Genomic DNA, 25,896 nt, shown 5'->3' on the forward strand with positions numbered 1-25,896 from the left:
CTGGTGTTCCCGGCGTGCATCCTCAGCTATTTCGGCCAAGGCGCGCTGATCCTGGGCGACCCCGCCAACGTCAGCAGCCCGTTCTTCCTGCTCATGCCCGCCTGGGGCCGCCTGCCGCTGGTGCTACTGGCCACCGCGGCCACGGTGATCGCGTCGCAGGCGGTGATCACCGGCGCGTATTCGGTGGCATCCCAAGCCGCCCGGCTCGGCTACCTGCCCCGGCTGCGCATCGCGCACACCTCGGAGGCGACGGTCGGCCAGATCTACGTGCCGTGGATCAACTGGCTGCTGATGGTCTCGGTGCTCACCCTGGTGTTCGCCTTCCGCAGCTCGGCGGCGCTGGCCTACGCGTACGGCATGACGGTGACCGGCACGATCACCATCACCACGCTGCTGTTCTTCTACGTCGCCCGCGCCCGCTGGCACATCCCGCTGTGGCTGCTGGCCGTGGGCGCCGTCCCCCTACTGTCGGTGGACCTGCTGTTCGTCGCGGCCAACCTGACCAAGCTCGTGCACGGCGCGTGGCTGCCGCTGCTGATCGGTCTCACCGCGTTCACCATCATGACCACCTGGCAACGCGGGCGCGACATCGTCACCGCCGAACGCGAACGGCGGGAGGGGTCGCTGCGCGAGTTCGTCGACCACTTGCACGCGGGCGACCCGCCGGTACTCAGGGTCCCCGGCACGGCCGTCTTCCTCAACCGAGGCAAGCGAACCGCGCCGCTGGCCTTGCGGGCCAACGCCGAACACAACCACGTGCGCCACGCGCACGTCGTCATCATGTCGATCGAGACCGAACCCGTGCCGCGGGTTCCGGCGGACGAACGGATCAGCGTCGATTCCCTCGGCTACGCCGAAGACGGCATCATCCACGTCTGCGCCCGGTTCGGCTACATGGAGTCGCAAAACGTGCCCGGCGCGCTGGCATTGCTCGACCCCGCTGTCACCGAGGGACCGTTGCAGCTGGACCGTGCGTCCTACTTCCTGTCGAAGATCGAGCTGCGCCCCGGTACCGAGCCGACGATGGCCCAGTGGCGCAAGCGACTGTTCATCGCCACCTCCTACATCACCGCCGACGCCGCCGAGCAGTTCGGCCTCCCCCGCGAGCGCACGGTGATCATGGGCGCTCACATCGAGATCTAGGCGCTCACCCCCTGATTCCGTCTCGGACCGTCTCCGTTCCAGTACGTTCGCGGTTCAGAACGCTCCCCCACCGACGGGCACGCTCGCCCCGGTGATCCAGCGGGCCTCCTCCGACGCCAGAAAGCCGACCACGTCGGCGATGTCGTCGGGCTCGCCCATGCGGCCGAGCGGAATCGAACTGACGAGTCAGCAAGCCGAATTGCTGTGCCTGCTCGGCGCCGACCAGCCGCCGTCCTTCGGCGAGCTGGCCGCGATGCTCGGTTGCGACAAGACCAATGTGACCGGCATGGTCGACCGGCTGGAGCGGCGAGGGCTACTCGTCCGGGAGACCGACCCGCAAGACCGCCGCGTGACTCGCGCCGTTCCCACCGAACAGGGCTCGGCGGTGCGGCACAAGTTCCGCGCGGAGCTGGAGCACGAGCTGGCCCGCAGGCTTCCGGGCATCGACCGAACTCGATTGATCGGCCTCGTGACCGCGACGGCGACAGCCTTGGCCGAACATCGGTGAAAATCCAACGTCGCTGAAACCGACAGCACGCATAGGCCATACCTACTGTTTTGGTTATGCGAACTAACTTTTGCGCAGCATTGCGGCACCCGGCGTTCGAGTAGTTCGCTACTCGTGTGCGGGCACGAATGTGACCAGAGAATGGCGATAGCTGGTGCGACAACGCCGTCGACGCCACGCTCACCTCGATCACGGAGTCACCATGCCTGCCAAAAAGAATTCACCAGCCCGCCGGACGCACACCGGAAACGACGACCTTCTCGCCGCACTGCGCAAATTCATCCGCAGCAAGGGAGAGAACTTCCTCGAAGACCCGAATATCTCCTCGATCGGCATCGGCCACAAGCAAGTCGACGGAAAATCGACCGGCCAGATCGCGGTGCAGTTCACCGTGCACGAGAAGGTGTCCGAACCGGAGGCGCTGGAAGCGCTTGGCACGTCGGCGATTCCGGAGACCGTCACCGTCGACGGGATCGAGGTACCGACCGACGTGCTGCAACGCACGTTCGAACCGGCCTTCCGGCTGGTCACCGAAGTGGCCGCGCCCGAGCGGAAGTCGCGCCTCGACCCGATCGTGCCGGGAATCAGCGTCGCCCACCCGAGCACCACGGCGGGGACGATCGGTTGCGTCGTCTACGACCGGGACGACGGAACGCCGTATGTGCTGAGCAATTGGCACGTCCTCAACACCGCGGCGGGCAGGCTCGGCGACGACGTCGTGCAGCCGGGCCCGCGCGACGACAACCGGGTCGACCGCAACCGGCTCGGCAAGCTGATCCGATCCCATCTCGGCACGGCGGGCGACTGCGCCGTCGCCGACATCGAGAACCGGCGGTTCAGCGCCGCGATCATCGGCCTGGACGTCGTCCCGGACCGCCTCGGCGAACCCGAGCTCGGCGACAAGGTGATCAAGAGCGGCCGGACCACCCAAGTCACCCACGGCATGGTGCGGCGCGTCGACGTGGTCGCCAAGATCGACTATCACGGCGTTGGCACGAGAAGCATCGGCGGCTTCGAGATCGGGCCCGACCCGGACCATCCCGCGGTCGACGGCGAGATCAGCAGCGGCGGCGACTCCGGATCGGCGTGGATGTTCAAGCTCCCCGACGGCAAGACCAGCACCGTGCTTGCCGGATTGCATTTCGCCGGCGAGATGGGCGCGAACACCGACGAGCACGCGCTGGCCTGCCTGCCGCAATCGGTGTTCGAGAAGCTCGGCATCACCTTGACCCCGCCGGCCGCGGAGGAAGCCGCGGCCGTCGCCGGATACGACCCGAATTTCCTCGCGTCGCCGATTCCGGTCCCCGAGGTGGACGCCGAGGTCCGCGCCGACGTGGCGACCGCCCTGGACGGCGCCGATGTCCTGCACTACACGCATTTCTCCCTCGCGATGCGCCGCTCGCGCCGCTTCGCCATCTGGGTGGCCTGGAACATCGACGGCGGCTCGATCAAGAAGCTGTCGCGGAAGAAGATCGACTTCGTCAAGGATGCGCGGCTCGACGCGGACGCCCAGGTCGGCAACGAGTTGTACCGCGACAACCGGCTCGATCGCGGCCATCTCGCCCGCCGCGCGGACCTGCTGTGGGGCAGCCTGCCCGAAGCCAAGAAGGCCAACGAGGATTCGTTCTTCTACACCAACATCACCCCGCAGATGGACGACTTCAACCAGAGCATGCGCGACGGGATCTGGGGGCGGCTCGAGGACGCCGTCTTCGCCGACGTCACCGTCGACGACCTCAAGGTCAGCGCGTTCGGCGGCCCGGTCTTCACCGACGACGACCAGGAATTCCGCCAGGTCAGGATTCCGCGCGAGTTCTGGAAGGTCATCGCGTTCCGGGAGAACGGCGAACTGAAGGCCCGCGGCTTCCTGCTGAGCCAGAACCTGGACCAGCTGGAAGTGCTCGATCTCGACGAGTTCCGCGTCTTCCAGGTGCCGCTGACCGAGATCGAGCAGCGAGCCCGCTTCCACTTCCCGCAGGCACTGCGGGACGCGGATCTGCAACTGGCGCCGGAGGAAGTGGCCGCCCCCTTGAACTCGGTCGCGGACATCCAATGGTGAAGCGGAGCGACCTATACGGCGCGTGATTTCGGGGGCGCGGTATATCCCTCGGCGAATTCGATGAAGTTCTGCACTACGGTCTCGGCCTCCCGCCGAACACTGCGCTTGAGGAGTAGTCCGGGCAGCAAGAGCGAGGATTGCAGCTCGGTGTGATACCAGACCTGTGATCCCGCGCCGTCCTCGACGGCTTCGAACCAGCCACCGCCGCCGACGCCGACACAGCTGTCCACGACCTGCCACGACACTCGCTCCGCGGTCCAGTCGTATTCCAGCACCTGGAGATCGGACCTGCCGAGCGGAGTCTCCGCGGTGACGTAGACCCGCTGTGGACGACCAAATTCATCGCGGGTGGCCACGCGCGCATCCGAATGCGTCGACCATTCGGGAAGCATTTCGATCGCGGCGACCGCATCGAACACCCGGGCGGGATCGACGCCGACGGTGAAATGGATATCGGTTTTTACGCGCATAACTCCTCCACCCCCGGGATCAACCCGGCCGATTCTGCCCGTGCCGCTTCCCATCCGTCAATACGCGTTCGACTCGCAACCAGCATTCCCCCGCAAAGAGCGATGTCAGAGCCAAAAATAACTCGACAGCTACCTGTTGGCTATTCATGATTCCAATTGTTACCGGCGAGTATAAAAGTAGGATCGGAAGAGTTTCGCCGCAGTGCTCGTGTGCGATAAGCCGATCCAGCCGTGGCGAGGGTGTTCATTCTGTCCGTGAGCGGTATTCATGCCACCGGTCCGTCGCGGCCCGCACGGCCTCTTCGTGTTCTTTCGCATGGGCTCGAACCACCCCGCCGCCGGTGACGAGGACGACGCCGGAAATACGCTGCGCGCCTTGGCCACAACGATCCGACTCATCATGGGCATGCCCGCCCTGGCCGACAGCCGAGACGGCCATGGCTGTCGGGCAGGCCGTGCATGCGCGTTCCCACGCGCTCGGCCGACAGTTCTACCGTGCCGTCTCCGTCCAGGTGACCGGCAGTTCGTGGACGCCGTAGATATTCATGTCGGTCCGGAGTTTCACCGCACCGGCGGGGATGGCGAGCTCGAGCGTCGGGAAGCGGCGCAGCAGTCCGGCGAAACCGGCGCGCATCTCGATGCGGGCCAGTTGCTGACCGAGGCATTGGTGGACGCCGTGGCCGAAGGACAGGTGGCCGCGGGCCTTGTGGTGCAGGTCCAGGGTGTCGGGATTGTCGAAGCGCTGGGGGTCGTGGTTGGCGGCCAGCAGCGAGACGACGACGGTCGAACCCTTGCCGATCGTTTCACCGCCGAGTTCGATGTCGTCGGTGGCGTAGCGATAGAAGATGTCGGCGACCGACAGGTAGCGCATGAGTTCCTCGACGGCGTCGGGAAGCAGATCCGGGTCGGCGCGCAGTTCGGCCAGCTGCTCGGGGTGCTCCAGCAGCGCGAAGGTGCCGAGCGCGAGCATGTTCGCGGTGGTCTCGTGGCCCGCGAGCAGCAACAGGAAGGCGATGCCGGTCAGCTCCTCGATGGTGAGGTCGTCGTGGCGGGCCAGGTCGGACAGTATGTCCTCGCCGGGTTCGGCGCGCTTGCGCGTGACCAGTTCGGCCAGGTACGTCGTCATCGCGCCGTACGCGGCCATCTTCTCCTCGAGCGATTGGTCCTTGACCAAGAACTTGGCGGAGTTGACCTGGAAGGTCTCCCGGTCCGCGTAGGGCACACCGAGCAGCTCGCAGATCACCAGCGAGGGCACCGGCAGCGCGAACTCCTCGACCAGGTCGACCGGCGGGGTCAGCCGCGCCATCTGGTCCAATTGCCGCTCGGCGACGTCGATGATGTGCTCCTCGAGCTGCTTCATCCGTTTGACGGTGAACGCGCCGGTCAGCTTGCGCCGCAGCCGGGTGTGGTCCGGCGGGTCCATGGCGATGAACAAGCCCGGCACCTGCGGTGACGGTTCGGTGGCGACGGGCATGCCGGGGGTCTCGTACGGCACATGGACGATGCCGATGTCCTGGCGGGAGCTGAACCGGGTGTCGGCCATGAGCCGGCGGACCGCGTCGTAGCCGGTGACGAGCCAGCCCTCGTGACCGTCGGGGAAGATCAGGGGGCTGACCGGGCGAGCCTCGCGCAGCCGAGTGATCTCGCGGGGTGGGTCGAAGGGTCCCGCGTCGCGCTCCAGGGGGAGGCCGTGCGGGATGGGGGCCGTCTGACTCATCGGGTTTCCTCTCGCGGCGATTGTCGAACGATGGTGATCGCGCCGGACGGGCACAGCTGGGCCGCCTCGCGGACGGCCTGCTCCCACTCGGGCGCGGGTGTGAGGTCCAGCGGCGCGACCCGGCCGTCCTCCGGGTCCTGGTCGAATACTCCAGGGGCGGTCAGTGCGCACATGCCGGCGCTGACGCAGCGCTCACGGTCCACTCCGAGTTCCACCGGCTACCCCCTCTCCCAGGTGACCGGGAGAGAGCGCACACCGTGGGCAAGTGCACTGGTGCACAGCGGCGTCCGGAACACCTTCCATAGCCCTGTCATTGCTGAACTGTTCACAGGAGAACTGTCGCCGGACTGGCTGACACCGAGCTGATACCGGCCTGACACGCCGCCGACACGGCGTTCGCCCTGGTCAGGTCGAAAAGGTCGCCTTCACTACCCACCGCCCGGCACGCGCCGTTCGCGCCCGCAGCGAACGGCTCTACGGCACCGGCAGGTATCTCGACGCGCATCGCCTCCGCGTAGAGCCGATCAGTTCGCGTAGGTGCCTGCTCTCCGGCAGGCCGACATCTCAGTACGCTGCGGCCGACCGGCGTCGGTCGCCGCCATCGGAGCGGTTATCACCCCGGGGACGGGCGGCCCGGCTCACCGCCGAGCGTCCACGGCAGAATGGGCCGGTGCAGATCGGGATGCTTGGACCGCTCGAGATCCGACTAGACGACAGCGGATTGATCGAGGTACCGGGCGCTCGGTTGCGGGCGCTGTTGATCGCGCTCGCGCTCGAACCAGGTCGCGTAGTGCCGAAAGCGACGCTGGTCGACTGGATTTGGGGTGAGCAGCCGCCCGCCGACGCGGCAAACGCCTTGCAGGCACTGGTCTCCCGGCTGCGCAGGGTGCTGCCGGACGGGGCGCTCGACGGGCAGGCGGGCGGATACCGGCTGGCGGTGGAGCCCCACGCCGTCGACGCCCTGCGGTTCGAACGGCTTCTCGACCAGGCCCGCGGCGGTGACGACGCGCGACAGGCCCAGCTCCTGCGCGAGGCCGTCGAGCTGTGGCGCGGTGCGCCGATGCAAGACGTCGGAATACAGGACAGCGAGGCTTTCGACGCGGTGGTCACCCGGCTGGAGGGGCTGCGCCTCGCCGCCATGGAGGATCGGTACGAAGCGGAGGTCCGCCTCGGCCGGGGTACGGAGCTGATCACCGAGCTGACCGAGCTGGTGGCACGGCACCCGGTGCGGGAACGGCTCGTCGCCGCGCTGATGCGCGCGCTCGGTGCCGCGGGTCGTGGCGCCGAGGCGCTGATCGCGTACCAGCGCGCACGGGAGGCACTCGCCGACACGCTGGGCGTCGATCCCTCGCCGGAACTCTCCGCATTACACGTGGCGCTCCTGCGCGGTGAAGTGCGAACGGAGGAGAACCACCGCAACACGAACCTGCGGGCCGAGTTGACCGAATTCGTCGGCAGGTACGCCGATATCGCCGCCGTGCGCGAACTCATCGCGAACCATCGGCTCACGACGTTGACCGGTCCCGGTGGCTCGGGCAAGACCAGGTTGGCCCTCGAAACCGCGCGAACCATGCTCGACGACCTGCCCGACGGGGCCTGGCTGGTGGAGCTGGCGTCCCTCGGCGCGAGTGGCGACATGGCGCAATCCGCGCTCGCCGCGCTCGGACTCCGCGACGCGCTGCTCGGCGGCGCACCGAACGCGGAACCGATGGACCGGCTCGTCGCGGCGATCCGCGAGCGCGAAACGCTGTTGATCCTGGACAACTGCGAGCACGTGATCGAGTCCGCGGCGGCGTTCGCCCATCGGCTGCTCGGAGAGTGCGGGCGGCTGCGGATCCTCGCTACCAGCCGCGAACCGCTCGGCATCATGGGCGAGGCGTTATGGCAGGTCGAGCCGTTGGCGTTGCCCGCGCAGGACGCGGATCCCGGCGAGATCGAGTCCTCCCCGGCCGTGCAGCTGTTGCGGGACAGGGCCGGTGCGGTGCGTCAGGATCTCGCGGCCTATGCTCCCACCTTGTCGACCATGGCGCGCGTCTGCCGGGCCCTCGACGGCATCCCCCTGGCGATCGAACTGGCCGCGGCCAGACTGCGCACCATGTCCCTCGACCAGCTCGCCCATCGCCTCGACGATCGATTCCGCCTGCTGACCGGCGGCAGCCGCACCGCGATTCCGCAGCACCGGACGTTGCGAGCGGTGGTCGACTGGAGCTGGGAGCTGCTCACCGACTCCGAACGGGTGGTGCTGCGCAGGCTCGCGGTGTTCTCCGGCGGCGCGAGCCTGGAGGCGGCCGAGCAGGTCTGCGCGGGGCCCGAAGCCCAGGGCGAGGAGAACATGGCGGTCGAGCGGTGGGAGGTGCTCGAGCTGCTGACCGCGCTGACCGAGAAATCGCTGCTGCGCACCGTGGAGGACAGCGGGCCGCGCTTCCGGATGCTGGACACGATCAAGCAGTACGCCCGGGACCGGCTCGAGGAGTCGGGCGAATCGGATTCGGCGCGTCGAGCGCATCTGGCGTACTTCACCGAACTCGCCGACATCGCGGAGCCGCACCTGCGCCGCGCCGAGCAATTGGAGTGGCTCGCCACGCTCGAGGTCGAACACGACAACATCGCCGTCGCGATGCGTGGCGCGCTCGCGGCCGCGGACACGACCGGGGCGATGCGGCTCGCGGCGGCCGCGGGCTGGTACTGGTGGCTCGGCGGCCACAAGGCCGAGGGCATGGAGCTGATCACCGCGGCTGCCGCCACGTCCGGCGAGGTGGACGATGAGATCAGGGCCAGGGTGTACGGGCTGGTCGTGCATTTCATGAGCTCCGGGCCGAGTGACGAGCACCAAGTGGAGGAATGGATCCACAAGGCATACCTGTTCAGCCGACGCAGTCGGGGCCGATACCCGCTGCTGGCGTTCGTCGCGGCGCTGGAACACATGTTGCAAGGGCCGGACGCGTTGCTGCCCGCGTTCGAACCGCTGCTCACCGATGACGACCCTTGGGTGCGGGCGCTGTCCCGGCTCCAGCTCGGCAAGGCACGGATCGCGCTGGGACAGCAGGGACGGGAGGCGGACGAGTATCTGGAGACGGCGCTCGCCGAGTTCCGGACCATCGGCGAGCGCTGGGGAATTTCGTTCGCTCTGACCGAACTGGCGAATCGAATCGCCATGCGCGGTGAGTTCGCCGGAGCGTGCGAGCATCTCGACCAGGCGATCGCGGTGGTCACCGAGGTCGGCGCGATCGAGGATGTTTTCTTGATGCGGGCGCGGCAGGCTCAGCTGTACTGGCTGCTGGGCGACGCGGACGCGAGCGCGGCCGCCATGGCGGAGGCGCAGCGGCACGCGGATCGCTCAGCTTGGCCGAACGCACTGGCCGAACTCGCCCTGACCAGGGCGGAGCTGGCTCGTTGGAGCGACGACACCGAGCAGGCGTACCGGCAGATCGATCTCGCGACAACCCTCCTCGGCGGCGATGCCGAGCAACTCTACGTCAGGGCGCGGACCCACAACCTGCTCGGCTACCTCGCCGACGGTCTCGACGAAGCCCGCGAACACCACGACGCCGCCTTCCAGGCGGTGTCCGATGTGGGGTACGCCCCGCTGATCGCTCAGGTGCTCGTCGGGATCGCCGACCTGGCGCAGCGCGCCGACCACGATGAGCAGGCAGTGCGGCTGCTCGCGGCGAGTGCCGCGGTGCGCGGCCTGTCGGACCGTTCCCAACCGGATGCGGAACGGATCGAGCAGACAGCACGACGTCGCCTCGGCGATGTGCGGTTCACCGAGGCGACGAAGGAGGGTGCGCAGGCGAGCTGGCGTGAACTGGTCGCCACTGCGCCCGCTTGCTGAACATGGCGAAAACAGGTGTGCGACACCGACGTGGTGTCGCACACCTGTTGGACACTGTGCGCGGGACGGGCGGCGGGAGCGCAGTATCAGGCGGCCGTGGCGTGCTGGATGACAATGTTGCCGTACGAGTTGCGCGCGTACACCCGCACGATGTCCTGCTCGCCCTGCGACCGGTCGACCGGCTGCATCTGGTTGCGCACCGATCCCGTGCTGGGCGTTGGTTTCCAGCTGCACCTCGCTACTCGGGCTGATTCCGACCTGAAGCTCGCCCATGGACGTTTCCAGCCGGAGCACGCCGCGCGATGCCTCGCCGATACGGATGTCGCCTTTGGCGGTTTTCGCGGTTACCGAACCCCGCGGGCGCTCGACGGTGATGTCGCCCGCGGATATCTCCAGGTCGCATTCGCCGAGTTCGCCTGCGCCCAGCAATCGGCCCACCGCGGCGGTGCCCTTCAGTTGGGAGCCGCTGGGTACCTCGATGGTCACCTCGATCGACGGGTTGCCGCCGAACGGGGTGTAGGTCCGCCAGTCTTTCGGCGTTCTCACGGTCAAAGTGCACGCGATGAATTCGATCTGGGTTTGCGCGGCGGCGCGCACGTCACCCTTTTTGGACGCATCGGCCGGACGGACCTCCACGACGGTGTCGATACGGTCCGAGGCGATCACCGTGACCGTACCGGAGAGCACGTCGATCGTGACGGCGATCGGTTCCCGGGTCTCGAATGTCGGCATGGCTGTCTCCTGTGTGTGAATTGGTTGGTGTGTGAAATGGGCGGCTGGTCGCGACTACACGCGCTTGTTGAAAGTGGCGCGCGACCACAGGTATCCGACGACGGCGAACCCGGCGCACCAGGCGAGCGCGGCGGCCGTGTAACCACCCGAAGGGTGTCCGGCGAGAAACCCGCGCAACGCTTCGATGATCGGCGTGAAAGGCTGGTATTGCGCGAACTGCCGAATCCCCTGCCCCATCTGGTCGGCGGGCACGATCGCGCTGCTCACGAACGGCAGCATGATCAGCGGCACTACGGTCATGCCCGCGGATTCCGGAGTCTTCGCGGCCATTCCCAATGCGACCGTGAGCCAGGCGGCCGCGAACGACGTCGCCGCCATGATGCCGATCGCGCCCAGCCAGTCGAGTGCGGTCGCGGGCGGCCGGAACCCCAGCGCGAAGGCCACACCGACGACGGCCGCGATGGCCACCACATTGGTCAGTACGGTGGCCGCGACGTGGCCGGTCAGTACGGCGCCACGGGATACGCTCATGACCTTGAACCTGTTGATGACGCCTTTCGCCATATCGGAGCTCACCGATACCGCGGTGCCCGACAACCCGTAGCTGATGGCCAGCAGGATCATGCCCGGTGTCGCGTAGTCGATGTACTGTTCGCCGACATCGAACGCGTTGCCGAACACGTACACGAAGATCAGCATCATCACGACCGGCATCAGGGCCGCGTTGAAGATCGTGACCGGAGTCCGGGCGATGTGCTTGAAGTTGCGGCGCAGCATGATCGACGAATCGGCCAGCGGCGCGGAAATGGTGCTCATGGTGCGACAGCCTCCTTGGTGGCGTGACCGGTCAGGGCGAAGAAGACATCGTCGAGGTCCGGGGTGTGGACGGAGACCTCCTCGGCGTCGACCGAGTGTTCGGCGAGCCGATTCAGCAGGTCCCGCAGTGCTTTCGTCCCGCCGTCGCCGGGGACTCGCAGGGTCAGGGCCTCGTCGTCGCGGGTGGCCCCCGGCAGGATCCGCGCCGCCGCATCGACCTGCGTGACGTCGGTGAATCGGAGCCGGATGTGGCTGCCGGGCACCCGGCGCTTGAGGTCGTCAGGTGTGCCTTCGCCGACTATGCGGCCCTGGTCGAGCACCGCGATCCGGTCGGCCAGCTGATCGGCTTCCTCGAGGTACTGAGTGGTGAGGAAGATCGTCACACCGTCGTTCGTCAATTCCCGGACGATTTCCCACATGGTGCGCCGGCTGCGCGGATCCAATCCCGTTGTGGGCTCGTCCAGGAAGACGATGTCCGGCTTGGTGACCAGCGTCATCGCCAGATCCAATTTCCGGCGCATACCCCCGGAATAGGTCGACGCCTGCTTTCGCGCCGACTCCACCAAACCGAACCGTTCGAGCAATTCGGTGATCACCCGCTTGCTCTCGTGGGCCCGCAGATGGTGCAGATCCGCCATCAGCCGCAGGTTCTCCTCCCCCGTCAGCAGATCGTCCACCGCCGCGAACTGACCGGTGACGCCGATGGCCGCGCGCACTGCCTCGGCATCGGTCGCGATGTCGTGCCCGGCGACCCGCGCCGTACCTCCATCGGCCTTCGACAGCGTGGTCAGCACGTTCACCGTCGTCGTCTTACCCGCCCCGTTCGGGCCGAGTAGAGAGAAGATCGTGCCCGCACCGATATCCAAGTCGATACCATCGAGGATCGTCTTGTCCCCGTATGTCTTTCGCAGCCCAGAAGCCGCAATCGCTGAACTGTTCACAGGGATACTGTCGCGAGCCGGGCTGATACCGCCCTGACACCGGCCTGACACGTCCGCTGACACGACATCTGGCCTGGTCAGGGCCGGATCCGACGAGCAGCGGTCCGTGCACATGCAGATCGCGCGGCAAATGATTATTCGGACACCCCAGGTCGCCGATCGGGGGCTACCGCGCCCCGTACCTGCCGTGCCGGGGCCACCCGCCCTTGGAATTGGTGACCGTGCGCGAAGGCACGGGGCGAGTTACGAAGCGCTGCTGGTTGATCCGGGTCGGGAAGGTGCTGCGTTGCTTTCGCATATCGGTGCTGCCTTTCGAAATGCTCGTGAAGCCAGGGATGCCGGAACTCCGGCGGGATTGCGCCGGATCAGGCGCGGTCGAACCAGGTGACCTGCGCGCCGGTGCTGAACTCTTCGCGCTGGGTGACCTTGAATCGCGTCGGCTCGAAATTGCCCGTGAAGGCCCCGACGCCCTCGCCCGCGATCACGGGGTAGCTCTTGATGATCAGCTGATCGACCTCGCCGAGGAGCTGACCAGCCAGATTGCCACCGCCGCAGAGCCAAATATCCAGGCCCGCTTTCTTCTTCAGTTGCCGGACCAGCTCGACCGGATCGGCGTCGACGACCTCCACCTGTGGGTTGTCCACCGGTGCGAGGGTGCTGGAGAAGACGTACTGCTTCAGGTGGTTGTACGGGCTGGCACAGCCGAGCGCGAGACCCGGTTCATAGGTGCCGCGACCCATGAGGACGGTGTCCAAGGTCTTGTTCGGCGTATCGAGGGGCATGCCGACGGACTCGCGCAGAGGCGTCGGCACCGTCTCCGGGTAGCGCTCATTGATCCACGCCGTCATGTCCTCACACATCGGATAGAAGTCGAATTCCCCCTGCGGACCCGCGATGTAGCCGTCGAGGGAGACCGCCACGTAGTAGACAAGCTTTCGCATCTTAACCGCCTCAAGTGTAGTACTCTGTGCGAAGTGATTTGAACCGTAGTACTACAGATGGAGTGGTGTCAAGTGGTGCGCACGAATCCGGAACGCCGGCAGACTCTGCTGGATGCGTCGATCGAGGTCCTGGCCCGCGAAGGGGCACGTGGACTGACCTTCAGGGCGGTCGATCAGGAGGCGGGAGTGCCCGCCGGAACCGCCTCCAATTACTTCCCCAACCGGGACGCACTGCTCGTCCAGGTCGGACACCGCTATTACGAGCGACTGATCCCCAGCGACGCCGCTATGGCGAAATCCCGCGGACCACAGACCCGCGAGACCATGACCGAACTCATGACCGAGGTGGTCGACCGGGTCACCCATTTCCGCACCGGCTATCTCGCCATCCTCGAACTGCGACTGGAGGCCACCCGGCGGCCCGAACTGCAGGCGCTGCTCACCGAGCGGGTACGCGCGGATCTCGACTTCAATATCAGCAACTATCGGGAGTCGGAGCTGCCCGGCGACGAGGACGCCGTTGTGCTGCTCTACCTCGCCCTGAACTGGCTCATCCTCGAACGACTCACCCTCCCCGGCATTTTCGACGAGCAGCGGGCCGCCGAACTCGTGCGGACGATCGTGGACCGGGCAATACCCGCCCAGGCCGGGTAAACCGGAACGATCCATCAATTGTTCGAACCGACGCTCTCCGAGAGGAAGTCAGGCATGACGAGACCGTTTCGATTCGGGGTCGTCGCCCCGCTCAGGGCCGACCTGCCGACGTGGCGAGATCGCGTGCGCCGCGTCGCCGACAGCGGCTACTCCACGCTGCTGGTGCCCGACTTCCCGCAGACACAACCGGCGCCCGGCCCCATGCTGGCCACCGCCGCGGCCCTGACCGACCTGCGCGTGGGCACCTGGGTGTACGCCTCTCCGCTACGCCCGGCCTGGCTGACGGCATGGGAAGCGCACTCGCTGTCACTGCTGACCGACGGTCGCTTCGAGATGGGCATCGGCACCGGCAGACCGGGAATCGAGGACGAACTCCGCGACAAGGGACTGCCCGTCGCACCACCGAACGAGCGGCTGGCGCAGGTACGTGAGACCGTCGAAACGCTGCGCGAACTCGACGGCCCCGGCCTGCACACGCCCGTGGCGATGGCCGTACTGGGTCCAAAGGCCCGGGCGTTGGCGGCAGAGGTCGCGGACACGGTCACGTTCGCGCTGGGCGATCAGCCTCGGGGCGAAGTAGAGCGGCTGGCACACGACTTCCGCACCATCGGGAACGTCGAGCTCGCGCTCGCCGTGCCGGTCATCGGTGACACTGTCGCGCCGTACATGGCGCCACCCGACACCGACCCTGCCGCGCTTCGCGCGGCGGACGCACTGACCGTACTTCCGGACGATCCGGCGGCCGCCGCCGAGGAAATCCAGCGGCGACGCGAGGAGATCGGCTTCTCCTACTTCGTCTTCGGCGCCGACTTCGCCGACAGGTTCGCTCCGGTCGTCGCCGAACTCGCCGGACGGTAGCCGGGCGCCGAGGGATCTGCACCGACAACGCCTATCGAAAATACGTTCGACTCGAGGTAAGGTGCCTGAGCATGCCGGACCACGAGCCCACCCCCTTCGCCGAAACGCAGATCAACGAGGTGCGCAGGCAGCTGCTGGATGCGGCCGCGTTCGGCAAGCACCTGCGACCCGAACAGCTGGAGAACATGGCGGGCAAGCTGGCCGAAGGTTTGCGCGCTTACACCGAGGCCTTCACCGCCGCGACCGGACCGGTGAACCCACCCACCGACGGGCGGGCCTGCCTCGACTACCGCGGCCGTCCCCGATGACGGTCAGCTCAGGGACCGGACGGGTCCGGCCCGGCGCTCGGGGGTGCGAGGCGGTGCCTCTCGGTCGGTACGGCGTCCGGCTCGGTCGGTACGGCGTCCGGCTCGGTCGGTACGGCGTCCGGCTAGATCGGGCGGAAGCCTGCTCCGGGACCACCGCGCGCGTCGACGTCGTCGATGATGGCGGTCATCTTCGTCCCGAGCTGAGGCCCGAGGCAGGGCACCGTCACGTATGCGTTAACCATGCTGACGAGTGTCGTTCCGACCACGACCGGCCCACCGGAGTCACCAGGGACGACACATATCTGCGTCCAGGTCCACCCGGACTCCAGCACGTCTCCGTAGGTCAGTCCGCAGGTGTGGCCGGTGCTATAGCCTTCCTTGCACGCGATATCCGGGAACTGCGCAGGACCGCCCACCTGGGCGATCGTCGTGTTGCCGACGCGGCTCACCGGTACGACTTTGTCCGGTTCGAACACGATGACGGCGTAGTCCATGTCGTTGTTGGCCTGGGCGATGGTGCCGACCACGCCGGCGTCGCGATCGGCCGCCGCGGCGACGGTGGTACCCGCACCACCGCAGTGAGCCGCGGTGAATCCGACCAACCGGCCTGCGCCATCGTGCCCGATCGTGGTGAGCGTACAGATGCCCTGATCGTTGACGACGATGCCGGAGCCGCCGCCCAGCACGACCGGAGCGGCGGCGCGCACCATGCCCGCGTGCGCCCCGATCAGCGTTGCGCATGCCGCGAGCGCAGCAGCTGTTCCCGCAAGTTTCTCGAACATGCCGCATCCAATCGGTCGAAGGGGAAGATCTTCCCCCCATACCGCGCGAACAGTACTGCTGTTTACTTGAAGAACTCGCAGACCAGGCATCCGGACGTCGTCATCAATCTTGCGGGATCGAGCCTGGTCGAGTGCGCCTCCTAGGTGACGAAACGCCGACGGTCACGCCACGATCTGGCGAGGGTGCGTGACGCGCGGCGTTCGTCGTTTCCTCAGCGATGCCGTCCAGCAGATCATGCGATGCAGATCGGGAAGACGAACAGCAGCGGCGGGATGAAGCAGACCGGCCAGAAGAACGGAGCCCAGAACAAAACGGCGTCATCGGTCTGCAGTTGCCCATGCTGGGAGACATCTACGGCTGCCGGAGGGGCAGGCACAGGCGCTACGTCCGGGGACCCGGTAGCAACACCCGAACCGAAAGCGATCATTGGCACACAGGCTGCCGCAGCTGCGGCTGCGATAATCTTGTTTTTGGTCATTGTGCTTCCTTCAACTGACGGTTGGGATGCCTTCGCCCGTTGAAGGCTCCCGCTTATGACCCCTCTAACTCTTCTCTCAGGAAGCACGCAAGATCATCGTCCCACGGGTCGGAAACACTCACCCCTCGGGGTGAAACCCGAGGTGAGCACGGGTTCGCGCGCCGCGCCGGCGTCAATGACCGAAATTCGTCGGCGAGTCGACTTCGCCGACCCGATGCCCGCGGAAGACAGGTTCGAATTGCCCGGTCGGCAGCACCGAACCGGCCACGCCGGGAAACCCTCAGCGTCGAAACAGAGGCGTTTCCCTTGTCCCGCCGGATCACTTGCGATTCCCGGTCTTCCGCGGTCGGGAGCAGGCGACCGCGCCCAGGACAGGCCGGATGTCGTTGAGGCATGGGTATCGATGGGACGCACCGGCAATCTCGCCACGCCGGAGCAGCTTTCGATCCTCGGCGGCGAGTGGAACGCCGGCAAAGCATCTGCCCCACACCCGGCTGCGACACACCAGCTTCGTCGAATCGACGTGTCCACCGCGTCTGAATACGTACCGAGCCAGCAAAAATAGGGGCTCGCCCGCCTGGCTACGATCACCCCAACGTTCTGAGAGGAAAATCATGACCAAGCCCTTCGCCGCTGTGCTCGCTGCGGCCGCCGCCACTCTGCTCTTCCTGCCCGCTGCACCCGCGCAAGCCCAGTCCCCTTTCTGCGCCAAGGCCATCGAGCTGATCAACCTCGCGATCGACACGAGCGGCGGCACCATGGACACGGCGACGGCGACCGCGCTGTCCGACCGACTGGGCGGCCTGGCCCTTTTGGCCCAAGGCGCGGAGAAGGACGTCATCACCGCCTACGCCGACGCACTGGTAGATGACAACGTCACCGACCTCGACCCTTACACCGACGATCTCAACCGCGTCTGCGCCGCCTGACCGCAAATCACCTGAACCCCTCAGCATCGAATCTGAGGGATCTTGCGCTGTGCCCATGCGTTTCATTCAGCGCCCAATCCGTCGCGGCTTCCGCGTCGTCAGCCGGGAGTGAGCTACGTTCTCGGGCAAACGATTTCGCCGTCCTCAGGCGTCCACACCCGGGCTGGGCCGGAGTTGTGGAACCTGGGGTGCTGTTGCGCGCCGCCCGGGAGGCGGCGGGAATCTCGCTGCGCGGGATGGCCGAGCGGACCTTCTACAGCAGAACGTACTTGGGGCTGATCGAGACGGGCGGAACTACTAACCGCGCGCGGAGAAACTCCCGAGGCACAACGCGCCATGGCCGCCGCCGACGCCGCGACGGAAACGGCGGACGGCGTCGAACCGCCCGAGGCGATGCACTGGTGGACTCCCGGGTTCGGCGCCGTGCAGCGCGGCGGGGTTCTTGCACTGCTCGGACGCCATTCCGAAGCGGTGCGTGAGGCGACACAGGGACTGGCGACCATGCCTGCGACCATGCCCCATGAGCACCGGCGGACGGAGTGGCTGGCATCGGCGCTGCGCCGAGTCGACCCGGACCTGACCGGCGACGCCTGACCCGGCGGTGCCGACCGGCATGATGCCGCCCGCGCTACTTCGGCATCGATGGGGGCATGCTCGGGTTCTCCCGGCCGATCTGACCGTGCGATCCATGACACCCACCTTCTGGCCGGTCGTGCTCGGCCTGTTGGCGCTGCTGGTGCTGATCTCCGCGCGAGGTGTGCCGTTCGTGATCGCCATCAAGGTGCGCAGGACGCGCCCGCTCGCGGCGTCGTGCGTGGTGCTGGACCCGAACTGCTGCCGCTGACCGCTGATCGTTGGCAGGTTTGCCTCGGTGTCGGGTGTTGACCCGCGGAGCGGGCTCGTCAGTAACGTTTGTTCATGTTCGAGGACAGTTCGCGGTTCGCTGCCCGGGCGGCGGCGAGTTCTTCGTCGCCTCCCTCGAGGCGAGTGGTGAGCTCGAGCGTGCGTCGCTACGGCTCCGAGTAGACTGAACTCGCGACAGGTTGTTGGCGGATTTCTGGGAACGATCCGCGCGCTGGTGGACGCGTACCAACGCCCACTCTCGACTGTCTGGCCTGGCTGAATCAACCAGTGCGGGCCACCCGCTCGGGCACGGGTCGGAATGAAATCGAGTACATCGGTTGCCAGTCGGGTGGTCATGGGACGGCACGATGGATGACACGTTACTGGGTGACGGGGACGCCACTCAGCCGGCGGAGGCGTTCGGACGCTATCGGCTCCTGTCGCTGCTGGGTCAGGGCGGCATGGGCCAGGTGTGGCGGGCGCACGATTCGCTGACCAACCGGGTGGTGGCGCTGAAGGTATTGCCCGAGCGCTTCAACGACGACGAGCAGCTGCGCGAGCGGTTCCGCCGGGAATGCCGGGCGGTGGCGCAGTTGACCGAGCCGCATGTGATCCCCATCCACGACTTCGGCGACATCGACGGTCGGCTCTATCTGAATATGCGCCTGATCGAGGGCACCGACCTGCGCACGGTGATCACACGAGAAGGGGCGTTGTCGCCGCGGCGAGCAGTGGCGATCATCGCCCAGGTGGCCGGCGCGCTGCAGGCCGCCCACGACGCCGGGCTGGTCCACCGCGATGTCAAACCCTCCAACGTCCTGCTAGGGAGCGATGAGTTCGCCTCCCTGATCGACTTCGGGATCGCCCACGCCACTGACGACCGTACGCTGACCTCGATCGGCGAGACCATCGGCACCGCCGCCTACATGGCGCCGGAGGAGATCAGCGCAGGAGTCAAGGCCGATGCCCGAGTGGACGTGTACGCGTTGACGTGCGTGCTGTACGAGTGCCTCACCGGCCGACCGCCGTTTACGAGCGAATCGGGCATGCAGGGTGTGATCGCCCATCACCTCTACACCCCGCCACCGCGTCCCAGCGCCACCACACCCGATGTACCGACTGCGTTCGATGCGGTTATCGCCAAAGGAATGGCCAAAAACCCCGACGATCGCTACCAGACCGCGCGCGAACTGGCCGCGGCGGCCTACGCCGCGGTGGACGATTCCGCGGTCGGCACCACCGGGGGCGTGGCCGCGCGACAAGGGCGGCGAATCAGATTGTCGCCCAAGACCGTCATAGTGCTCGCCGCCGCCGCGGTCACGGTGGTGGCCGCCGTAGCAGTCGTCGTCGGTGTTCAACGGGAATCAGGCGGCGGTGGCAACTCGCCGACACCTATCGCCCCGGATTACTCGTCGCAGATTGCGCTGCCGTTTACCGGCGTCAGCCTGCCCACCGGTGTGGCGGTCGACAATGCGGGCAACGTATACGTTGCCGACATGGGTAACGACCGGGTGGTGAAATTGGCGACGGGCGCATCGGCGCCGACCGCGCTGCCGTTCACCGGCCTGAAGAATCCGCAGGATGTGGCGGTCGACAATGCGGGCAACGTATTCGTCACCGACACGAGCAACAATCGGGTGGTGAAACTCGCGGCGGGCGCATCGGCGCCGACCGCGCTGCCGTTCACCGGCCTGAAGAATCCCCAAGGTGTCGCGGTCGACAATGCGGGAGACGTCTACGTCGCCGACCGGGGCAATAATCGGGTGCTGAGGTTGACGGCGGGCGCTTCGGCACCGATCACGTTGCCGTTCAACGGACTTCAAGATCCCCAGGGCTTGGCGGTCGACACGACCGGCAACGTATACGTCACCGAATTGGGTACCGAACGGGTGTTGAGCTTGGCGCCGGGCGCGTCGGCACCGACCACGCTGCCGTTCACCGGGCTTCAAGATCCTCAAGGCGTGGCGGTCGACACGACCGGAGACGTCTACGTTGTCGACTGGGGTAACGAATGGGTGGTGAGGTTGACGGCGGGCGCGTCGACGCCCACCACGCTGCCGTTCACCGGGCTCAAAAATCCCCAGGGGGTGGCGGTCGACACGGCGGACAACGTTTACGTCACCGACCTGGGGCCCAATCCGGTGGTGAAACTCCCGGTCGGCTGAACCCCCGTTCCGACATGGCCGCCGGAGCGCTGTTCTGGATCAACTCGGCTGTCGAATCAAGTGTTTCCGCAGATCAAAGCTCATTTGTGGGGCGGGCGGGGCTCGAACCCGCGACCAATGGATTATGAGATCAAACACTCCAACCTGTGTGCTGACCAGCAGAGACAGTGCTCAGTGATGAGCAAATCCTAAAAATACATTGCTGTCGGTTGTCGTTCGCAGCGAACCGGTCCAGAGCCCGGAACCTACCCAGCTGAATATTGGGGCCGAAGACGTTCCGCCAGGTCCCGGAGATGAGGTGGACAGCTGTCCCCGACCGTGCCGGTGGCAGACGCCTGGGCCTCAAAGAGAGCAACCGCGGCCGCAGTTGTGGTGTTAGCCGCGTACAAGAAGTCAGCTACGATGTTCGACAAGTCGGTGGGACTATGCAGGTAATTGGTCGTCCATTTATCTTACGTGGTTCTGGTTCACTTCGGGTGCGCTGGATTCTCGGGGCTGACTCAACCACCCGCCCGCCGTTCGCGTCGAAGAGTTCTCCTGGGGCGTTCCAGAACCTGAACCGAGCTCGAGCCACCTTCACGTCGGACAACACCACACCAATCAGCAGCGCCCCGTCTGCCCCCTCCCCGGAACCAGTAGAGGCCCCGGTTTGACATCACCCTACATCAAACGACGCGTCGTCAGTGGTCCACTCACGTTCGCCTTCACGGCCGGTACCTGCTCTGTCTAATGGAGTGCTTGCTCGAACGCTCACCACCGCGACTCATTCACTGCAGCAGCTCATCGAGGAAGCCGGAGTCCTGTGTACCGCAGTGCCTGGCCGTTCGTTCGGTCGCGCAATTCGGTACAAATGCACCGCTAGCGCGGTGACCCAGACCCACATAGAGATGCCCGGCACGAGGAAGAGCGTGTACTTTACGGAAGTGCTGACTCCGACTGCGGCGAGGAGGCCATAGGCTCCCAGCGACACCGGGACGGCTACCAGAGAGAACAGGACCCAGTTTCGGCGTCCCTGAGCCGCGAACCATCCCGCTATCACCAAGCTTGCCGCGACGAGAGCGGCGGAGCTGATCGAACGTGAGGCCATTTGGGCAATGCCGTGCCAGGTCGTAGAATGCGACATCGTACCGGGCGGAAAGCCAACTGCCGGGTCAGCCGGGAACAGGCCACTGGCGATGTAAGCCAACCCATAGAGCCCCAGCAGAGGCGAAGCCCACAACACGCCGCGACCCTGCCGCAACATTCGGCCCACAGCCATTGCGAAGAGCAGCATCAAGACTCCGGCCGTCACATAGTTGGTTCGATGGATCCAGCCGAGATCCCCGGTTGTCAGGAGATTGTAGCGGTGTTGTGACGGATCGAAACCGTCACGGGTCAGAGCTTGGATCGCGGTCAGCGTGATATAGATCGGACCCGCCAAGATACCGCAAACCAGCAACGCACCAGTCCGCCCTGTCAGCGCTGACATCTTCTGTTCGATCATCATTTCTCCTTCCGCGGGGCTTCACGCAGACCTGAACTCGCTCGCAGCCGTTGCGATGAACTGGTCGACTGCGGCGGCAGCGGGCATGGCCGCTCCAGGCATTGTGGAAATCGTCCTCATCTGATCATGCTTGCCGAACTGCGAATGATCATCCCGCAGGCGTAGGCACTTCGCGCTGCTACCAATGTGGTCGCCGTCTGCTGCGGGCGCCGCAGACTACGCAAAAATACTGCGTCTGCGGTAGGCAGAAGATCATTCATGTGCAGGTGTCACCGGATGCCACTACGGTTAAGATGCACGGATTCGCATCCCGCCGAAGGGGCCGTGGCGGATGGGCGCGCGGCGAAGTCGGCAGGCCCTGGCAAGGTTCGGGGGCCTACCGCGCCTGAGCACACGCCGGTGAGCAGGTCCGAGAGCAACGCCCCCGTTACTTTCTCGTGGGTCCGAGCCAGGGCCTCGGTCGCCGGGCCCGGTATGACTTCTTGCCCCTGTCTTTCGCATGATCCGGGGGGTGTCCCTATGGTTTTCGTCAACCGGATCTTTCGGCTGATCGGTGAGTGCTTGTTCGGATAGAAGGGTGGTGTGGATCGGGAGACGACGGCTGGCTGGTATCGACATTTCGCTGCCCGAGGTCTCGAAGTCGTTTCTCGTCGCCAAACGAGCTCCTGAGCCGAGACTGTGGACGGTATCCAATGGAGATATCGAGGATCGCACAACCATAGGAACAGCCTGGATAGGTGATAGGCAAGCGTTCCGCTACTTCAGTGGCCTCTACCATGACGAACTGGCACAGGTCACCAAGAACAAGGAGGCTCGGCTCATCTGGGCGATGCAGTCAGTCGTGGGCATGGATCAGATCGAAACAGTTGGTGGCTACATGGTTCGTGTCACCGGCGACAGATCAAACCCATTCCGATTCTTCGGAGACCCAATGGGCACCGGCCCCTGGCTAACGAACGCTCTCCTTTCCAGGTCAGGTGATGGAAAGGCCTCCCTCGCGATCACGGTGCCGCCGGGCGGCGACCCCACACAGCACTGGAGGATCCCAATTCCCGGCGTGGCCCCCACATTCAGCGCCTTGGCCCAGTTCATACCCGAGATCGGCAAAGCCTGGCTACACACACATGAGGAACCCTGGTCTGATCCGATCCTGGTAGCGGCTACGTCGGTCGAAGAGCTGATCGAGACCGCGCGGGAAACTCACCAGCAGTTTCTGAAGATGCCGGATGCGCCGTTCCTACAGGATCTTCTCGGGATTGAGCGCTAGCTGTGCTGTCTCGTGAGGTTGGTGCCACCGCCAGTCCATCCACCCAACTGGTGTTCGAGCCGAACTCGCTTCATACCCGTGCCAGAATTCTTGCGTGGATGAACGAGAGCCGATCACCTTCGTCGATGCGGTGACGCGCGACGGCAGCAGCGAAGCGGAACGAATCCTGCTTCATTCACGTGAGGGTTCCAAGGTGTATGTCAGACTGGCGGACCCGTGTGATTCGACACCGGAGCCTGTCCCCCTCTACGAGGGTGACGAACTGATTGTGATGGAGGCGATCTCCCATATCAGCCTCCACCAGACACCTGAAGACAGCGAGGGGTTCCTGCTGTCGCAACGGGTGGCGCCGATTCGTCGGGAAGCGGCCACGGTGTATGCCCGGCCCTTGAAGTTCGGGGAAGCCGACGACGGACGCCGAGTGCATCTGTGTCCAGGCGAACAGGTCGTCATCGAGCCTCAGGTCGAGCTGGAATACATCGATGACTGGGAAGGGGCCGGCATCAGTGGCTATGTCCCGCTGACGCCGGTGCTTTTCACCTGGATGGCCATTGTCCCGCAATCCTCGGAGGGGCGTGCCCGGTACCTTCTCGCAGCCGCTCGCCGGCTCGACCTCGCCCACACTCTTTTTCAGCGTGTGGACGAACTGCGGCAGAGCGAGCCCGAGGGCGCGCCTGCGGTTCGGCGGGCGGTGTTCGAATTGATCGGTGCGACGGAGCTGGCGTTCGTATCGCTCGGTCGCGCCGTCGACATGTGTGCCAACGCGCCGACGGCCATAGCCGCGACGGTTCCGGTCCCACCGGAGATCTCTTCCCGATGTTTGGCAGTGAATACGATCCGCAATGCTTACGAGCACATCGAGGACCGGGCACTGGGCAACGTCCGCGGACAACCACACCCCGACGCCACAACAATCTTCAATCACGACCGCGTAGTCCGGGACGGCATCATCGCGTACGGCAGCTACCAGATCGACCTGGCCACAGACGTGCCCGAGCTGATCGCCGCCGCACGAAAGTACCTGAAGGATGTCGCCGGGAACTGAGCGCCTTGATGGCCGTGCCTTAACCGTTCGTGTCCGGCTGCGCCGACTCTCCTCTTGTGGTCATCTCCCCGTTCCCCCGTCGTGCCGTACGCGCCGGACTCGCGTGCCCTAAACCGCCACCTGCGCATCTCGACTCTGCCCCAGCACTGAGCGCGCCCTAGCGCGCGAACACGCCACCTCCGGTGGCGCAGCTCTAGACGTAACTTCTGCACCCGACGTAACCACCCTCTCAACCCCTTTCTCTTGTGGTCCTCCCTTCTCTTGTGGTCTCCCCTCCTTTCTGGTCCTTCCCTTGCTTTTATGTTTTGTGTTGTCTCCTGCCCTGCCCGGCCGACACTCTCTGACAGCGAAGCGTTAGAGAGTGTCGGCCGGGCAGGGCAGGAGATGGCGCAAAACACCCCAGGTCAAACGCCAGTTTGACCTGGGCATGCCGGGACAGTGCCGGGACTTGATAGATCCCGGCACTGTCCCGGCAAAGTCCCGTCAATATCCCGGCACTGTCCCGGCAGTACGGCGGTCCGGACACAGCCGAAGGCCCGTCAGGCGGGCTGACGGGCCTTCGGCTATTCAGGTGCGATTCGAGCGAGTCTGAGGTGCTGAAGTTTTGGCAACCTCCGCTGGGTTCTATTGATCGTCCTCTTCGGTTGCGCTGACAGTCCGAGCGCTGAGCGCCGGACGAACGCCGGACTCGATCGTGATGTCGATGAGTTCGAAACCTGCCACAACAAACCTGATGCGCGTGAACCGTGAACTGTCCGGCTCTGGCGGCGGCTCGTACGTCACTGGCTTCGAGATGATCTTCATGTCAGGGTTCCCCTCTCCCTCAAGACACTGGGACGGCGTCAGCTACGGCAATCTCACCGTATGCGCGAACGCCCAAGCTGTTGCGGTTTGTGTAGATACGTTCGCCGAGCCGGATGTCGAATCCGGCGGCGGTGAGCATCGCGGCCACTGCGGCGACGGCGTCCGCGTCGCCGGACAGTCGGAGGTTGACCACGCTGGTCACTGGTGGGCTCCTTCCTGGATGTGTTCCTGGGCCGCGGTGAGGGTGCGGGTCACCGAGGACGAGCTGAGGCTGACGTGTTCGGCGATGCGCGCGTGCGACCAGTTATGCTCGTGTCGCAGGCGAAGGATCTCGGTCACCTTCTCTGGGTCACGCCGCCCGGACGGGTCCGCGCTGCACAGCAATTCGGCGACCCGCGCCCACCGGTCGACCTCCGCACCGGGCGCCGGTGCGTGATGCGTAGGGGAGTTAATCGCGGTCTGCTCGGCGGTGCGCAGCTCCGGGGGCGATTGTTGCGCGGTGAGTTCGGTCGAGGTGGACCGGGTTTCGGTGTGAACCTCGCGCACCGAGACGGTGCGTACTGGCTCGGGCCGCTGCACTGGTTCCGGCTTGGTGCGCACTGCCGGTTCGGTGCTGGTGTGGTCGGTGCGTGCGAGCACGAGCAGGGCGACGGTGGCCTGTCCGATGGCGCCGTCGATGATGAGGGGGAACAGCCATGCCAGGTGTTCGCTCATCCCGACCTGAATCGACAGCTCGCGCAGGGCGTCGAACGACAGCCGGAAAGCGCCGACTGCGATAGCGGCGGTAAGTGCGACAACAGCCCAGTAGGCCAGGCGTGCCTTGTTCTGGGCGCGCACGAGCAGCCCGACGCCGTGGGTTGCTGCGAGCAACGCGATCGGCGGGAAACTGGCGACGAATGCCGCGACCGGCTGCTTGCCGTCCGGTGCGTTGATCCATGCGTGCACGAGGTTGCCCGCGATCGACATCGCCGCGACCAACAGCAACTCGCCCCAGAAGAACCGGATCGCCGACACCTGCTCGCGGGTCCGTGCAGCGGCCTGTGCACCGTCTGGTGCGCTGCGGTGCGCAGCAGGATCGCTGCTGCGCACCACGTCCGCACCGGAGCTGAGTCCGGTCACG

26 protein-coding genes and 1 pseudogene are annotated in these 25,896 nt (G+C 65.8%); 14 read left to right on the plus strand and 13 right to left on the minus strand.

Annotated features, from left to right (window positions below):
* The coding region (locus tag ACWEO7_RS17380; protein WP_452424406.1) for a KUP/HAK/KT family potassium transporter at positions 1–1,143 on the plus strand (1,143 nt) is incomplete at its 5' end.
* 54 nt (positions 1,144–1,197) lie between these two features.
* On the opposite strand, the gene ACWEO7_RS17385 is transcribed toward ACWEO7_RS17380, so the two are convergent.
* Positions 1,198–1,302: an SDR family oxidoreductase gene (locus tag ACWEO7_RS17385; RefSeq protein WP_452424408.1), complete on the minus strand. Its 105-nt coding sequence runs from the start codon at positions 1,300–1,302 to the stop codon at positions 1,198–1,200.
* On the opposite strand from ACWEO7_RS17385, the gene ACWEO7_RS17390 reads away from it, so the two are divergent.
* Both ACWEO7_RS17390 and ACWEO7_RS17395 read left to right on the plus strand, forming a co-directional pair.
* Positions 1,301–1,651 carry a MarR family winged helix-turn-helix transcriptional regulator gene (locus ACWEO7_RS17390; protein WP_452424409.1) on the plus strand — a complete coding sequence of 117 codons (351 nt, stop codon included), beginning with the start codon at positions 1,301–1,303 and terminating at the stop codon, positions 1,649–1,651. The genes ACWEO7_RS17385 and ACWEO7_RS17390 overlap by 2 nt on opposite strands.
* A 202-nt stretch (positions 1,652–1,853) precedes the next feature.
* Positions 1,854–3,710: a DNA/RNA non-specific endonuclease gene (locus tag ACWEO7_RS17395; protein WP_452424411.1), complete on the plus strand. Its 1,857-nt coding sequence runs from the start codon at positions 1,854–1,856 to the stop codon at positions 3,708–3,710.
* 11 nt (positions 3,711–3,721) lie between these two features.
* On the opposite strand, the gene ACWEO7_RS17400 is transcribed toward ACWEO7_RS17395, so the two are convergent.
* The 3 genes from ACWEO7_RS17400 to ACWEO7_RS17410 all read right to left on the minus strand — a co-directional run bounded on the left by ACWEO7_RS17400 (position 3,722) and on the right by ACWEO7_RS17410 (position 6,112).
* Positions 3,722–4,180, minus strand: coding sequence for an SRPBCC family protein (locus ACWEO7_RS17400; RefSeq protein WP_452424413.1), 459 nt, complete (start codon positions 4,178–4,180; stop codon positions 3,722–3,724).
* Positions 4,181–4,670: 490 nt separating this feature from the next.
* Complete coding sequence (locus ACWEO7_RS17405) at positions 4,671–5,897, minus strand: cytochrome P450 (protein ID WP_452424415.1); 1,227 nt, start codon at positions 5,895–5,897, stop codon at positions 4,671–4,673.
* Positions 5,894–6,112, minus strand: a complete 219-nt coding sequence (locus ACWEO7_RS17410) for a ferredoxin (protein ID WP_452424417.1) — start codon at positions 6,110–6,112, stop codon at positions 5,894–5,896. The genes ACWEO7_RS17405 and ACWEO7_RS17410 overlap by 4 nt, the downstream gene beginning before the upstream one ends.
* A 455-nt stretch (positions 6,113–6,567) precedes the next feature.
* Between ACWEO7_RS17410 and ACWEO7_RS17415 the strand changes: the two genes are divergently transcribed.
* Positions 6,568–9,729, plus strand: a complete 3,162-nt coding sequence (locus ACWEO7_RS17415) for a BTAD domain-containing putative transcriptional regulator (RefSeq protein WP_452424419.1) — start codon at positions 6,568–6,570, stop codon at positions 9,727–9,729.
* A 786-nt stretch (positions 9,730–10,515) separates the two neighbouring features.
* Here the strand turns inward: ACWEO7_RS17415 and ACWEO7_RS17420 are convergent.
* From ACWEO7_RS17420 to ACWEO7_RS17430, 3 genes are all read right to left on the minus strand, one after another.
* Positions 10,516–11,277, minus strand: coding sequence for an ABC transporter permease (locus tag ACWEO7_RS17420; RefSeq protein ID WP_452424421.1), 762 nt, complete (start codon positions 11,275–11,277; stop codon positions 10,516–10,518).
* Positions 11,274–12,218, minus strand: coding sequence for an ATP-binding cassette domain-containing protein (locus ACWEO7_RS17425; protein WP_452424422.1), 945 nt, complete (start codon positions 12,216–12,218; stop codon positions 11,274–11,276). Before ACWEO7_RS17425 ends, ACWEO7_RS17420 begins: the two co-directional genes overlap by 4 nt.
* 365 nt (positions 12,219–12,583) lie before the next feature.
* Positions 12,584–13,159, minus strand: a complete 576-nt coding sequence (locus tag ACWEO7_RS17430; protein WP_452424424.1) for a dihydrofolate reductase family protein — start codon at positions 13,157–13,159, stop codon at positions 12,584–12,586.
* Between the two features lie 72 nt (positions 13,160–13,231).
* Here ACWEO7_RS17430 and ACWEO7_RS17435 point away from each other — a divergent pair, with 72 nt between their 5' ends.
* The 3 genes from ACWEO7_RS17435 (at position 13,232) to ACWEO7_RS17445 (ending at position 14,979) form a co-directional block, all read left to right on the plus strand.
* Entirely contained in the window at positions 13,232–13,813 is a 582-nt protein-coding gene (locus ACWEO7_RS17435) for a TetR/AcrR family transcriptional regulator (RefSeq protein ID WP_452424426.1), read from the plus strand.
* Between the two features lie 54 nt (positions 13,814–13,867).
* Entirely contained in the window at positions 13,868–14,671 is an 804-nt protein-coding gene (locus ACWEO7_RS17440) for an LLM class flavin-dependent oxidoreductase (protein WP_452424428.1), read from the plus strand.
* Between the two features lie 71 nt (positions 14,672–14,742).
* The gene (locus tag ACWEO7_RS17445) at positions 14,743–14,979 is read left to right on the plus strand and encodes a DUF6374 family protein (RefSeq protein WP_452424430.1); all 237 of its coding nucleotides are present in this window, start codon (positions 14,743–14,745) and stop codon (positions 14,977–14,979) included.
* A gap of 122 nt (positions 14,980–15,101) precedes the next feature.
* On the opposite strand, the gene ACWEO7_RS17450 is transcribed toward ACWEO7_RS17445, so the two are convergent.
* Together ACWEO7_RS17450 and ACWEO7_RS17455 are read right to left on the minus strand one after the other, a co-directional pair.
* Entirely contained in the window at positions 15,102–15,761 is a 660-nt protein-coding gene (locus ACWEO7_RS17450; protein ID WP_379252915.1) for a chymotrypsin family serine protease, read from the minus strand.
* Between the two features lie 233 nt (positions 15,762–15,994).
* Positions 15,995–16,240, minus strand: a complete 246-nt coding sequence (locus ACWEO7_RS17455; RefSeq protein WP_379252914.1) for a hypothetical protein — start codon at positions 16,238–16,240, stop codon at positions 15,995–15,997.
* A 614-nt stretch (positions 16,241–16,854) separates the two neighbouring features.
* Between ACWEO7_RS17455 and ACWEO7_RS17460 the strand changes: the two genes are divergently transcribed.
* The 5 genes and pseudogenes from ACWEO7_RS17460 (at position 16,855) to ACWEO7_RS17480 (ending at position 20,177) form a co-directional block, all read left to right on the plus strand.
* Positions 16,855–17,169: a hypothetical protein gene (locus tag ACWEO7_RS17460; RefSeq protein ID WP_452424432.1), complete on the plus strand. Its 315-nt coding sequence runs from the start codon at positions 16,855–16,857 to the stop codon at positions 17,167–17,169.
* A 188-nt stretch (positions 17,170–17,357) separates the two neighbouring features.
* Positions 17,358–17,453, plus strand: a pseudogene (locus ACWEO7_RS17465) (hypothetical protein); the annotation flags it as partial.
* 52 nt (positions 17,454–17,505) lie between these two features.
* Positions 17,506–17,763 (plus strand): hypothetical protein, encoded by a 258-nt coding sequence (locus tag ACWEO7_RS17470; RefSeq protein WP_452424566.1) that lies wholly within the window; start codon positions 17,506–17,508, stop codon positions 17,761–17,763.
* Positions 17,764–17,857: 94 nt separating this feature from the next.
* Positions 17,858–18,013 carry a hypothetical protein gene (locus ACWEO7_RS17475; RefSeq protein WP_452424434.1) on the plus strand — a complete coding sequence of 52 codons (156 nt, stop codon included), beginning with the start codon at positions 17,858–17,860 and terminating at the stop codon, positions 18,011–18,013.
* 367 nt (positions 18,014–18,380) lie between these two features.
* Positions 18,381–20,177 carry a serine/threonine-protein kinase PknD gene (locus ACWEO7_RS17480; RefSeq protein ID WP_452424436.1) on the plus strand — a complete coding sequence of 599 codons (1,797 nt, stop codon included), beginning with the start codon at positions 18,381–18,383 and terminating at the stop codon, positions 20,175–20,177.
* 763 nt (positions 20,178–20,940) lie between these two features.
* On the opposite strand, the gene ACWEO7_RS17485 is transcribed toward ACWEO7_RS17480, so the two are convergent.
* Positions 20,941–21,663, minus strand: coding sequence for a DUF998 domain-containing protein (locus ACWEO7_RS17485; RefSeq protein ID WP_452424438.1), 723 nt, complete (start codon positions 21,661–21,663; stop codon positions 20,941–20,943).
* Positions 21,664–22,237: 574 nt separating this feature from the next.
* On the opposite strand from ACWEO7_RS17485, the gene ACWEO7_RS17490 reads away from it, so the two are divergent.
* On the plus strand, positions 22,238–22,927 hold the full coding sequence (locus tag ACWEO7_RS17490; protein WP_452424440.1) for a hypothetical protein: 690 nt from the start codon (positions 22,238–22,240) through the stop codon (positions 22,925–22,927).
* 94 nt (positions 22,928–23,021) lie between these two features.
* The gene (locus ACWEO7_RS17495; RefSeq protein WP_452424442.1) at positions 23,022–23,972 is read left to right on the plus strand and encodes a light-mediated development protein DET1; all 951 of its coding nucleotides are present in this window, start codon (positions 23,022–23,024) and stop codon (positions 23,970–23,972) included.
* A 624-nt stretch (positions 23,973–24,596) separates the two neighbouring features.
* Here the strand turns inward: ACWEO7_RS17495 and ACWEO7_RS17500 are convergent.
* Genes ACWEO7_RS17500 through ACWEO7_RS17510 form a run of 3 tightly spaced genes read right to left on the minus strand, consistent with a single transcriptional unit; the run spans position 24,597 to position 25,895 of the window.
* Complete coding sequence (locus ACWEO7_RS17500) at positions 24,597–24,776, minus strand: hypothetical protein (RefSeq protein ID WP_452424444.1); 180 nt, start codon at positions 24,774–24,776, stop codon at positions 24,597–24,599.
* 19 nt (positions 24,777–24,795) lie between these two features.
* Entirely contained in the window at positions 24,796–24,978 is a 183-nt protein-coding gene (locus tag ACWEO7_RS17505; protein ID WP_452424446.1) for a hypothetical protein, read from the minus strand.
* Entirely contained in the window at positions 24,975–25,895 is a 921-nt protein-coding gene (locus tag ACWEO7_RS17510) for a DUF2637 domain-containing protein (protein WP_452424448.1), read from the minus strand. Before ACWEO7_RS17510 ends, ACWEO7_RS17505 begins: the two co-directional genes overlap by 4 nt.
* Between the last annotated feature and the right edge of the window lies 1 nt (position 25,896).

Source organism: Nocardia sp. NPDC004260, assembly GCF_053603155.1.